Genomic DNA, 11,972 nt, shown 5'->3' with positions numbered 1-11,972 from the left:
CTCAGACCTGTCCCCAGGCTTCGATGCCTTTGATATCCAGTGGCACTGCGTCACCGGGTGTCGACTGTGAGGCACGGGAAACACTTTTGCTCAGCCAGGCAAAAAACTCGTTGAAGCGCAGGCCTTTGAGGCGCAGTGGCGGGCGTGACGGCGAGAATCGAGCCAGCGATTGTACGTTCGCGGCTTTACCGATTGCGATGGGGAACACGGTCAGTTTGCGTTTGCTGATCATGTCGCTGACGCGAGTGGCTGCTTCGCTAATGTCATCGGTCGGCTCGCCATCCGTCATGAGAACCATCCACGGCTGAAAGTAATCCACGCCAGCCTGTTGATAATCCTCTTTGCGCGCTTCCAGCAAATCCAGAGCGATGCCCACGGCGTGCCCCATCGGAGTCATGCCGGAAGCGACCAGCGGCGGTACGTCCTGACGGCTGATGGAGCCGAAATCCATGACTTTCTGCGCTGTTCCGCCAAAAGTCACGATGCAGATTTCAGCGGCATATTGCGCTATTTCATCGTCCTTGATTGCTTCGAAAAACTGCTGAACGCCCGAGTGCAGTTCTGCAATAGGTTCGCCTTCCATTGATCCGCTGACATCCAGCACGAGGCAGACGGGTACGCGTGTGGTCGGGTTCTCAGCAAGTTCTTCCTGACTGAGGAGATAGTTGTCTGGCATGGAATTGTCCTTGTGGGGTGAGCGTTACAGCCAACGCTTCAAGAGTCGTTTGAACCAGCGCAAAACGATGTTTTGCGGATTGCTCGCGTGCACTGGCAATGGTCGATAGGGTTGCGGTCGAGCGGATGTCGGTTGCTGCGGCGGCCTTGCCGCTGTCGGGCGAGCGGTTGCAGGTGCAGCCGCGGGCGCAGGACGTTTCGGTGCCGGTGCCGCCACTTTGGGAGGCGGGGGCGGCGTTGGGCGAGGCGCGATGGGCGCCGGAGGTGGCGCCGCACGCTGGCCGGCCTGCTCGATTTTCTTTTGGCTCTCACTGGCCAGTTTTTTCAGTTTCGCTGTTTTCTGGCAGTCCGAGCATATGGTCGGCTTGCCTGCCGCCTTCATTTTTTCAAACCAGTCCTTGGCCACCTTGTGGGGCTTTTTGCAACTGCCACAGACGTCTTCAACGGGATCTTTGATATGAAACGCGGCAGGAAACAAATCATCGCAATGTTTGCCTTTGCGTAACCCTTCGCCGTACTGAGTCAGCAGTTTTAGCCAGTCATCGATGGGGCGTCGCTGATTGTCTTCGAAAGTATTGCTGAATGCCTGTTTAAGCGGATACGGCAAATGACTCCAGATATGCTGCCAGACGCCCACCGGCGCGACGCTTGCCCGGCCGATGCCGCTGCCCTTTTTGAATCGGTAGGGGAAGTTCATGTTCTTGATGTTGTCGGAAGCCGTTCCGCCACCCTGTTGAGAGTAGGGTGGTTTGCCTGGCAGCAGAATCATGAACAGCATGGTGGCGATGGCGAACAGCTCGTGATTTTTTGTGCGCAGGTAGTCGCCATATTTTTCGTCCTGGATTTCCGGCGCGGTGAACGGCACCGTGCCCACTTCGCAGGGGAAATGTCCAATCTGGAAGCTGTCGGTATCGACCATCCAGACCTTGTTGCTGTCTGCCGTCACGAGCAGGTTCATCGGATTGATGTCGCCCACGATGATATTCAGCGAGTGCAGATAGTGCACCTGTTTCAAAAAGGCGGTCGCGACATTCACCAGGTCACGCCGCGTCCATTTCGCGAAGGTCTTCAGCAGTACCTGTTTGACGAATACCGTGCTGTGGAGTGTTCTGCCATCCGCGCGAGGCATGACATAACCCACGAACTCCTTTTGCGCATTGAACACCAGCTCGGTCGGCCAACAAATGCCGGGTTCGGCGATTTTACGCGTCACCATCAGGCTGATTTTCTCGCGGCGCCGGGTCGTGAGTTTTTCAATGTGATAGATCTTGCAGACTTCTGCGTTGCCAGCCACGGCATGGATCGTTCCTTCTCCGCCGGCGCTGATGGCTTTATCCAGGGTCAATTGACGACCGCTCGAGGTGGTCACCACCGAGCCTTGCGCGACACGTTCACCTTGGTTGCGAATAACCATGTCGGCAGTGAGGAGCGGGGTTGCCGGCATGTCGAAAGGCACGATCGGTGCAGGTGCAGGTGCAGGTGCAGGTGCAGGTGCACTTTTAGGTGGTAGCGAGGGTGCCGGTCCGGTCCAGCGCTGGGCTCTGGCCTGCGCGGCTTTGCACTGCGCGAGCTGCGATTCGTCGCATGTCAGTAGCAGCAGATCGTAATGGCGGCACAAGTCGACGACTTCTCCCGACGGGCTTTGCTCCAGTGGCGTGGTCGTGCGTTTGAGCGCGAAGATCGCTTGGCCATTGAACGAGCATTCGGCCAGCAGATCGCCGGGATGCAGCGCTGTACCTTTAGGGAGCGCACGGTGCGGCCGAGACGGTTTGCCGATGAAGTACCGAAAAAAATCCCGTGCGTTGCGGTGGACCTGCTCTTTTCCCTCGGTCAGGGACTGAAGCTTCAGAAGATCGGAATGGGTGATAAAAGGCAAACCATTCCTGGCGCGAATGCGGTTGATAATGTCCGGGTCCAGTAAAAGGACGCTTTTATCGACGAGCACGTGTTCCATAGAGTGGGGCATTGGCTTCCTGCCGTCTTGTTTCAAAATTGGCACGGCGCGAGGATACCCCATCAATTTTGCGCATCACAACCGCAGTGGCACGCCCTGGCATCAGGATCAAAACCATGCAAACCCCGAACACAGCGCTCATCCGCGAAACCTTTCCCGTCGGTCCGCTCCAGTGTAACTGCACCATCATCGGCGACCCGATCACCAAAAAAGCCATCGTCGTCGACCCGGGTGGTAATCCTGACCTGATCATGGCGCGCCTTGATGCCCATGGCCTGAAAGTCGTCAGCATCATTCACACCCACGCGCACCTCGATCACTTTCTCGCTTCCGGGCAGATGAAGGAAAAAACCGGCGCGACCCTGCATTTGCACAAGGAGGACCAATTCCTTTGGGACAACCTCGAAATGCAGTGCCAGATGTTCGGTGTGCCCTACACACCGGTGCCATCGCCAGATCGCTGGTTGAGCGACGATGAGGAACTGGCCTGCGGTTGCGGTGTTGCCCTGCACACGCCGGGACATACACCCGGTTCCATGAGCTTTTGGTTTTCCGAGGCTAAGCTGTTGATAGCCGGCGACACGTTGTTTCGTCGCGGGGTAGGGCGCACGGATTTATGGGGCGGCGATCAGGCGACCATCGTGCGTTCGATCAAGCAGCGGCTATATACGCTGGACGAGGATGCGACCGTGGTGACCGGTCACGGGCCGGATACGCGTCTGGGTGATGAAATGCGCGAAAACCCGTTTGTGCGCGCCTGAATATTTTGTCACGAGTGCTCCGCGGAATTTTTGTGCATTGTCATGATCCAACGCCCGCACAGGTCCATTACTTAGTGGCCGCTGCACCACAGAATGCAAAAAAAGTAGGAGCTCTCCATGTTCACCACGCGTCGTTTGATTATTGTCGCTACTGCCGTGGCCTTGCTGTCCGGCTGCGCCTCGCCTAACCCGTATGACAATCAGGGCCAGGCCGACGGTGGCTCGCAAGGCATGAGCAAAACCGCCAAATACGGCGGCCTCGGTGCACTCGCCGGCGCACTGGCCGGTGCCGCCATCGGTCACGACAACCGCGGCAAAGGTGCCTTGATCGGTGCGGCGGTGGTGGGTGCGTCCGCCGCCGGTTACGGTTATTACGCCGACCAGCAAGAAAAGAAACTGCGCGCGAGCATGGCCAACACTGGCGTTGAAGTGCAGCGCCAAGGCGATCAGATCAAGCTGATCATGCCGGGCAACATTACGTTCGCCACTGATTCGGCGAACATCGCGCCAAGCTTCTACCAGCCGCTGAACAACCTCGCGGGCTCGTTGAAAGAGTTCAACCAGAACCAGATCGAGATCGTTGGCTATACCGACAGCACCGGTAGCCGCCAGCACAACATGGACCTGTCCCAGCGTCGTGCGCAGAGCGTGGCGACCTACCTGACCTCGCAAGGTGTCAGCGGTGCCAACCTCTCCGCCCGTGGTGCCGGCCCGGATAACCCGGTTGCCAGTAACGGTGACGTGAATGGCCGGGCGCAGAACCGTCGCGTTGAAGTCAACCTGAAGGCGATTCCGGGTCAGCAGTATGGTGGTCAGCAGCAACAGCAGCCGGGTACGGTTCAGCAGTATCCGTAAGCGCTTGCCCGAATGAAGAAATGCCCGGTCCTGTGATCGGGCATTTTTTTGTCTGGCCTGTTATGGCCTCATCGCGAGCAGGCTCACTCCCACATTTGAAATGCATTCCCCTGTGGGAGCGAGCCTGCTCGCGAAGGGGCTGCTACAAACACCGAAGATTACAGACACAAAAAAGCCCCCGGGACACATCACTGTCCGGGGGCTTTTTGTTTTCAGCGAAGGCTGATTACTTCTTCAGACCATAGTGCTCATCGAGCATGCCCGGCGAGTTCGGGGTCTTCGGTGCGTAGTCTCGCGGTGGCTCCTGATCGCGCGGTGGCGTCAGGCGTTCACGTGGCGTGACTGCCGCGTCAGCGTGCAGGGCAGCGATCAGGCGCTGGCGGGTCTGCTCGTCCAGGGCCAGACGATTGGCACCCTCGGCGAGATGATCCTGCACTTCCTGATAGCTCTGGGTCAGCTTCTTGACCAGCATCGCGGTGCTGTTGAAGTGGGTGACCACTTCGTTTTGATAACTGTCGAAACGCTCCTGGATATCATCCAGTTGACGCTGCGTACGGCTCGGCGCGGCGTTCGGCGCAACGCGCGCGATCAGGAATCCAATGGCGACACCCACAACCAGGGCAAGAGTCGGTAACAACCAAACTAAGAGCGAGTGTTCCACGAGTCCTTCCTCTATAAACGGCTTTGCTTTACGTTAACGGCTCGAACCTGCGCTGTATACCGCGATTCACTCGCAATAGATTGGCACAGACAATTTGCTAGACGAGTCGACCCGATTCGAGGTCACGGAGTTCCTTCCTTGCTGATGCGTGAAACCCCTGTAGTGATTGACGGCCCGGTGGGTCAACTTGAGTCTCTGTACCTGGATAACGAGCAGCCAATCGGCATCGCGCTGATCTGCCATCCGAACCCGGTGCAGGGCGGCACCATGCTCAACAAGGTCGTCTCGACCCTGCAGCGCACCGCGCGCGACGCCGGCCTGATCACCTTGCGCTTCAACTATCGCGGCGTTGGCGCCAGCGAAGGTTCCCACGACATGGGCACCGGCGAGGTCGACGATGCTCAGGCTGCCGCTGCATGGCTGCGTGAAAAACACCCGGATCTGCCACTGACCCTGTTCGGTTTCTCCTTCGGCGGATTTGTTGCCGCAAGTCTCGGCGGCCGTCTCGAAGCCCAAGGCGTGCAGCTCAAGCACCTGTTCATGGTCGCGCCAGCGGTGATGCGTCTTAGCGAACAGGATCAATTGCCACAAGATGGCGAACTCACCGTGATCCAGCCGGAAACCGACGAAGTCATCGATCCGCAACTGGTCTACGCCTGGTCGGAAAAACTCCAGCGCCCCCATGAGCTGCTGAAAGTGGCAGAATGCGGACACTTTTTTCATGGCAAGTTGACCGATCTCAAGGATCTGATCCTGCCGCGTCTCTCGAATTGATTGCAGTCTGACAAGCGATTACCCATGACGAACCGTACCCGTATCCTCACCGGCATCACCACCACCGGCACGCCGCACCTGGGCAACTACGCCGGCGCCATCCGCCCGGCGATCCTCGCCAGCCGCGACAGCAATGCCGATTCGTTCTATTTCCTGGCCGACTACCACGCCTTGATCAAATGCGATGACCCGCTGCGCATCCAGCGCTCGCGTCTGGAAATCGCTGCGACCTGGCTGGCCGGTGGCCTCGATGTCGACCGCGTGACCTTCTACCGTCAGTCCGACATCCCGGAAATCCCTGAACTGACCTGGCTGCTGACCTGCGTCGCGGCCAAGGGCCTGCTTAACCGTGCGCACGCTTACAAGGCTTCGGTGGACAAGAACGTCGAAACCGGTGAAGACCCGGACGCCGGCATCACCATGGGCCTCTACAGCTACCCGGTGTTGATGGCCGCAGACATCCTGATGTTCAACGCGCACAAGGTGCCGGTCGGTCGTGACCAGATCCAGCACGTGGAAATGGCCCGCGACATCGGCCAGCGTTTCAACCATCTGTTTGGTCAGGGCAAAGAGTTCTTCACCATGCCCGAAGCATTGATTGAAGAAAGCGTGGCGACGTTGCCAGGCCTCGACGGTCGCAAGATGTCGAAGAGCTATGACAACACCATCCCGTTGTTCTCCAGCGCCAAAGAGATGAAGGACGCGATTTCGCGGATCGTCACGGACTCCAAAGCGCCAGGCGAAGCCAAGGATCCGGACAACTCGCACCTGTTCACCCTGTTCCAGGCCTTCGCCACACCGGCGCAGGCTGATGAGTTCCGCAGCGAACTGCTCGGTGGTCTGGGTTGGGGCGAGGCGAAGAACCGTCTGTTCCAGTTGCTCGACAACGATCTCGGCGAAGCGCGCGACAAGTATCACCAGTTGATCGAGCGCCCGGCAGACCTGGAAGACATCCTGCAAATCGGCGCCAAGAAAGCCCGTGCCGTGGCAACGCCGTTCCTCAATGAACTGCGTGAAGCCGTGGGCCTGCGTTCCTTCGTCAATCAGGTGCAAGTCGCCGCGACCACGAAGAAGAAAGCCGCGAAAGCCGCGCGTTTCGTCAGTTTCCGTGAAGACGACGGTAGTTTCCGTTTCCGTCTGCTGGCAGCCGATGGCGAGCAACTGCTGCTATCGCGCAACTTCGCCGACGGCAAAGCCGCAGGCCAGGTGACCAAACAGCTGCAATCCTGCCAGCCGCTGGACGTGCGCAGCGAAGACCTGAGCTTCAGCGTCTGGCTGGAGGGCGAGTGCGTTGGCGACAGCCCGGCATTCGCTGACACTGCTGCGCGAGATGCGGCCATCGAGGCTCTGCGCGTCGCGCTGACCCCGGTTCAGGACTAATCGGCGGCACGGTCCGACCAAGGGCCGATTGCCATTCCCACGGGCCGTCGCTACAGTGACGGCCCGTTTTTGTTGCCTTGCTAACGAATTATGACGCCCCTAGAACGATACCAAGCTGATCTGAAACGCCCGGACTTCTTCCATGACGCCGCGCAGGAAACTGCCGTGCGTCATTTGCAGCGTCTGTACGAGGATCTGATCGCCGCCGATCAGAACAAGCCGGGTCTGCTGAGCAAACTGTTCGGCAAAAAGGATCAGACGCCGGTCAAGGGCCTGTATTTCTGGGGCGGCGTGGGTCGCGGCAAGACTTACCTGGTCGACACCTTCTTCGAAGCACTGCCGTTCAAGGAAAAGACCCGCACTCACTTCCACCGTTTCATGAAGCGTGTGCACGAAGAAATGAAAACCCTCGGCGGCGAGAAAAACCCGCTGACCATCATCGCCAAGCGCTTTGCGACTGAGTCGCGGGTGATCTGCTTCGATGAATTCTTCGTCTCCGACATCACCGATGCGATGATCCTCGGCACGCTGATGGAAGAACTGTTCAAGAACGGCGTGACCCTGGTCGCGACCTCGAACATCGTTCCGGACGGCCTGTACAAGGACGGTCTGCAACGTGCGCGTTTCCTGCCGGCGATTGCGCTGATCAAGCAGAATACCGAGATCGTCAACGTCGACAGCGGCGTCGACTACCGTCTGCGTCACCTCGAACAAGCCGAGCTGTTCCACTATCCGCTCGACGAAGCTGCTCACGAAAGCCTGCGCAAGAGCTTCCGCGCGCTGACGCCGGAGTGCACCGCCGCAGTCGAGAACGATGTGCTGATCATCGAAAACCGCGAGATCCGTGCGTTGCGCACATGTGACGACGTGGCGTGGTTCGATTTCCGTGAACTGTGCGACGGCCCGCGTAGCCAGAACGACTACATCGAACTGGGCAAGATCTTCCACGCCGTGCTGCTCAGCGGTGTCGAGCAGATGAGCGTCACCACTGACGACATTGCGCGCCGCTTCATCAACATGGTCGACGAGTTCTACGACCGTAACGTGAAGCTGATCATTTCGGCTGAAGTCGAGTTGAAGGATCTGTACACCGGCGGCCGTCTGAATTTCGAGTTCCAGCGCACGCTGAGCCGACTGTTGGAAATGCAGTCCCACGAATTCCTATCGCGGGCGCACAAGCCTTAAGCGGATTTTCGGCAAAGAAAAAGGGCCTGCAATTGCAGGCCCTTTTTTATGCGCTGAAGCAAAATTCGAGCGGACTGCGATCCCTGTGGGAGCTGGCTTGCCAGCGATGGCGTCGTGTCAGGTGATATTTATTTCACTGACAAACCGCTATCGCTGGCAAGCCAGCTCCCACAGGTTTTGTATTTGCTTCGGGGGGCTATGCCGCCTGCTGAAACTGCTGTCGATACTGATTCGGCGACAGCTCGGTGTGCTGACGGAACAGCCGCGCAAAGAAGCTCGCATCATCGTAACCGACCTCATAACTGATGGTCTTGATGCTCTTGCGGCTGCCGGACAGCAGGCCCTTGGCGGTTTCGATACGCAGGCGTTGCAGGTAATGCAGTGGCTTGTCACCGGTGGCGGTCTGGAAGCGGCGCATGAAGTTGCGGATGCTCATGCCGTGCTCGCGGGCGACGTCTTCGAAGCGGAACTTGTCGGCGAAATGCTCTTCAAGCCAGTGCTGGATCTGCAGGATGATCACGTCCTGGTGCAGCTTCTGCCCACCGAAACCGATGCGTCCTGGCGCATAGCTGCGCTGCACTTCATAGAGAATGTCGCGGGCCACGGCTTGCGCGACATTGGCCCCACAGAAACGCTCGATCAAGTAGATGTAAAGGTCGCAGGCTGACGTGGTACCGCCGGCGCAATACAAGTTGTCGGCATCGGTCAGGTGCTTGTCCTGATTGAGATAGACCTTGGGAAAGCGCTCGGCGAAAGCATTGAAGAAACGCCAGTAGGTGGTCGCTTCCTTGCCGTTGAGCAGGCCGGCCTCGGCCAGCCAGAACACCCCGGTGGCTTCACCGCACAACACCGCGCCACGGGCGTGCTGTTCACGCAGCCAGGGCAACACTTGCGGATAACGGCCGCACAACGTGTCGAAATCGTCCCAGAACGCCGGGAGGATAATGACGTCGGCGTTTTCCAGGCCACCGTCGACCGGCATTACCACGTCACTGAAGCTGTTCACCGGTTTGCCGTCGGGGCTGACCAAGCGTGTTTCGAACGCTGGAGTCAGGCCGTGGCCCAGTTGTTTGCCATAACGCAGGCTGGCCAGATGGAAGAAATCCTTGGCTTGCATGAGAGTGGAGGCGAAAACCCGGTCGATTGCCAGGATGCTGACGCGCCGCAAGGGCGTGGAGACTTGCTTGGACATAATTCAACTTTTGTTTTGTTTTTATAAGGGAAAGTGGTCACCAGACGGCTGGATCGTCTTATTTTTTGTCGGATGTGTCCAGTGTCCTGTGTCAGAGGGGAGGCTTAGTCTCTGAAGGCCATCTCCCTCCAACAACAAAGAAAGGTGCCGCATGATCCCCAGAACCTTGTTCAGCTCCGAGCACGAATTGTTTCGCGACAGCGTCCGCACCTTCCTCGAAAAAGAGGCGGTGCCGTTCCATGCGCAATGGGAGAAACAAGGCCATATCGACCGCAAACTCTGGAACAAGGCCGGGGAGGCGGGGATGCTCTGCTCGCACCTGCCGGAAGAATACGGCGGCCTGGGGGCGGACTTTCTCTACAGTGCGGTGGTGATCGAGGAGGTCGGGCGACTGGGCCTGACCGGCATCGGCTTCTCGCTGCATTCGGACATTGTCGCGCCGTACATCCTGCATTACGGCAGCGAGGCGCTGAAGCACAAATACCTGCCGAAACTGGTTTCGGGCGAGATGGTCACGGCCATCGCCATGACCGAGCCGGGGGCGGGTTCCGATCTGCAAGGTGTGAAGACCACCGCTGTGCTGGACGGTGACGAATATGTGATCAACGGTTCGAAAACCTTCATTACCAACGGCTTTCTCGCGGATCTGGTGATCGTGGTGGCCAAGACCGATCCAAAGGCCGGCGCCAAGGGCACCAGCCTGTTTCTGGTGGAAGCGGGTACGCCGGGTTTCGATAAGGGCAAGCGCCTCGAGAAGGTTGGTATGAAGGCGCAGGACACGTCGGAATTGTTTTTCCAGGACGTGCGCGTGCCGAAAGAAAACCTGCTGGGGCAGGCCGGGGCCGGGTTCGCTTATCTGATGCAGGAGTTGCCGCAAGAACGTCTGACGGTGGCGATCGGTGGCCTGGCTTCAGCTGAAGCGGCGTTGCAATGGACGCTTGATTACACCCGCGATCGCAAGGCGTTCGGCAAAGCCATTGCCGACTTCCAGAACACCCGCTTCAAGCTGGCCGAGATGGCAACTGAAATTCAGATCGGCCGAGTGTTCGTCGATAAATGTCTGGAGCTGCACCTGCAAGGCAAGCTCGACGTGCCGACGGCGGCGATGGCGAAATACTGGGGCACCGATCTGCAATGCAAGGTGCTCGACGAGTGCGTGCAGTTGCATGGCGGTTACGGCTTCATGTGGGAGTACCCGGTGGCCCGGGCGTGGGCGGATGCGCGGGTGCAGCGGATCTATGCCGGCACCAATGAAATCATGAAGGAGATCATTGCGCGGTCGCTTTGATGATCGTTCCCACGCTCTGCGTGGGAATGCCGCCGGGGACGCTCCGCGTTCCGCTTTGGTGGTGATCTGATCGGCCTCTTCGCGAGCAGGCTCGCTCCCACAGGGGATCACCGTACCTGTGGGAGCGAGCCTGCTCGCGAAGCTTTTAGCGGTAAATCAAGGCGCTGGGTTCGGGTGATCCTTGTGAATCGCCTCGATCCCTGCCAGCACTTCATCGGAAAGCTTCAGATCAAAACTGGCAATGTTGCTGTCCAGTTGCTCAAGCGTCGTCGCGCCAATGATGTTACTCGTGACGAATGGTTGCTGAGTGACGAACGCCAATGCCATCTGCGCCGGGTCCAGACCGTGCTCCCGGGCCAGCGCGACATAACGGCTGCACGCTGCTTCCGACTGCGCATTGAAATAGCGGCTGAAGCGACTGTAGAGGCTCAGGCGACCTTTCGGCGGACGAGCGCCACCTTCGTACTTACCTGACAGGAAACCAAACGCCAGCGGCGAATAGGCGAGCAGGCCGCACTGTTCGCGTATGGCGATTTCCGCCAGGCCCACTTCAAAACTGCGGTTGAGCAGGTTGTAGGGGTTCTGGATCGACACCGCGCGCGGCCAGCCACGCGCTTCGGCCAAGGCCAGAAAACGCATGGTGCCCCACGGGGTTTCGTTGGACAGGCCGATGTGGCGGATCTTGCCGGCCTTCACTTGCTCGTCGAGTGCTTCGAGAGTGTCTTCGAGCGGGGTCAGGTTGGCTTCGATCTTGTGCTTGTAACCCAGTTGTCCGAAAAAGTTGGTGCTGCGTTCCGGCCAGTGCAATTGATACAGGTCGATGTAATCGGTCTGCAGGCGCTCGAGGCTGGCGTCCACCGCTGCGGTGATGTGCTGGCGGTTATGGCGCAGGTTTTTGTCGCGGATGTAGTCGATGGTGTTGCCGGGGCCGGCGATCTTGCTGGCGAGGATCCAGTCGGCCCGGTCGCCGCGACTTTTGAAGTAATTGCCGATATAGCGCTCGGTGGTGGCATAGGTTTCGGCTTTCGGCGGCACCGGGTACATCTCGGCGGTGTCGATGAAATTGATCCCGGCTTCTTTGGCCCGTTCAATCTGCGCGAAGGCTTCAGCTTCAGTGTTTTGCTCGCCCCAGGTCATGGTGCCGAGGCAGATTGCACTCACGTTCAGGTCGGTACGGCCTAGCTGGCGATAGTCCATCGGGTGCTCCTTGGGCAAAACAATCATAAAAGCAGGTTGAAATATTTTTC

General features: G+C 58.6%; 11 protein-coding genes. 6 read left to right on the top strand and 5 right to left on the bottom strand.

What is annotated here, in order from left to right:
- Position 1: 1 nt before the first annotated feature.
- Positions 2-676 carry a VWA domain-containing protein gene (locus LOY43_RS23540; RefSeq protein ID WP_095050638.1) on the bottom strand — a complete coding sequence of 225 codons (675 nt, stop codon included), beginning with the start codon at positions 674-676 and terminating at the stop codon, positions 2-4.
- Between the two features lie 24 nt (positions 677-700).
- Complete coding sequence (locus LOY43_RS23535; protein WP_258708809.1) at positions 701-2,629, bottom strand: protein kinase domain-containing protein; 1,929 nt, start codon at positions 2,627-2,629, stop codon at positions 701-703.
- 116 nt (positions 2,630-2,745) lie between these two features.
- Here LOY43_RS23535 and LOY43_RS23530 point away from each other — a divergent pair, with 116 nt between their 5' ends.
- Positions 2,746-3,390, top strand: a complete 645-nt coding sequence (locus LOY43_RS23530; protein ID WP_220556975.1) for an MBL fold metallo-hydrolase — start codon at positions 2,746-2,748, stop codon at positions 3,388-3,390.
- Positions 3,391-3,507: 117 nt separating this feature from the next.
- The gene (locus LOY43_RS23525; RefSeq protein ID WP_095050641.1) at positions 3,508-4,245 is read left to right on the top strand and encodes an OmpA family protein; all 738 of its coding nucleotides are present in this window, start codon (positions 3,508-3,510) and stop codon (positions 4,243-4,245) included.
- 226 nt (positions 4,246-4,471) lie between these two features.
- On the opposite strand, the gene LOY43_RS23520 is transcribed toward LOY43_RS23525, so the two are convergent.
- The gene (locus LOY43_RS23520; protein WP_095050642.1) at positions 4,472-4,906 is read right to left on the bottom strand and encodes a YhcB family protein; all 435 of its coding nucleotides are present in this window, start codon (positions 4,904-4,906) and stop codon (positions 4,472-4,474) included.
- Between the two features lie 144 nt (positions 4,907-5,050).
- On the opposite strand from LOY43_RS23520, the gene LOY43_RS23515 reads away from it, so the two are divergent.
- The 3 genes from LOY43_RS23515 to zapE all read left to right on the top strand — a co-directional run bounded on the left by LOY43_RS23515 (position 5,051) and on the right by zapE (position 8,245).
- Positions 5,051-5,680 (top strand): alpha/beta hydrolase, encoded by a 630-nt coding sequence (locus LOY43_RS23515; RefSeq protein WP_095050667.1) that lies wholly within the window; start codon positions 5,051-5,053, stop codon positions 5,678-5,680.
- A 24-nt stretch (positions 5,681-5,704) separates the two neighbouring features.
- A complete protein-coding gene (locus LOY43_RS23510) occupies positions 5,705-7,060 on the top strand; it encodes a tryptophan--tRNA ligase (RefSeq protein ID WP_258708808.1) in 1,356 nt (451 codons plus the stop codon).
- Between the two features lie 90 nt (positions 7,061-7,150).
- Positions 7,151-8,245, top strand: a complete 1,095-nt coding sequence (gene zapE / locus LOY43_RS23505) for a cell division protein ZapE (RefSeq protein WP_095050644.1) — start codon at positions 7,151-7,153, stop codon at positions 8,243-8,245.
- A 196-nt stretch (positions 8,246-8,441) separates the two neighbouring features.
- On the opposite strand, the gene LOY43_RS23500 is transcribed toward zapE, so the two are convergent.
- The gene (locus LOY43_RS23500) at positions 8,442-9,338 is read right to left on the bottom strand and encodes a GlxA family transcriptional regulator (protein WP_175555647.1); all 897 of its coding nucleotides are present in this window, start codon (positions 9,336-9,338) and stop codon (positions 8,442-8,444) included.
- A 250-nt stretch (positions 9,339-9,588) separates the two neighbouring features.
- Between LOY43_RS23500 and LOY43_RS23495 the strand changes: the two genes are divergently transcribed.
- Complete coding sequence (locus tag LOY43_RS23495; RefSeq protein ID WP_095050645.1) at positions 9,589-10,725, top strand: acyl-CoA dehydrogenase family protein; 1,137 nt, start codon at positions 9,589-9,591, stop codon at positions 10,723-10,725.
- Positions 10,726-10,881: 156 nt separating this feature from the next.
- Here LOY43_RS23495 and LOY43_RS23490 read toward each other — a convergent pair whose 3' ends face one another.
- Positions 10,882-11,922, bottom strand: a complete 1,041-nt coding sequence (locus LOY43_RS23490; RefSeq protein ID WP_007917033.1) for an NADP(H)-dependent aldo-keto reductase — start codon at positions 11,920-11,922, stop codon at positions 10,882-10,884.
- Between the last annotated feature and the right edge of the window lie 50 nt (positions 11,923-11,972).

The organism is Pseudomonas sp. B21-041, from assembly GCF_024748675.1.
GTDB lineage: Bacteria > Pseudomonadota > Gammaproteobacteria > Pseudomonadales > Pseudomonadaceae > Aquipseudomonas > Aquipseudomonas neuropathica.
The sequence above is the reverse complement of the archived record's forward strand: the minus strand, read 5'-3'. Positions and strand labels throughout refer to the sequence as shown.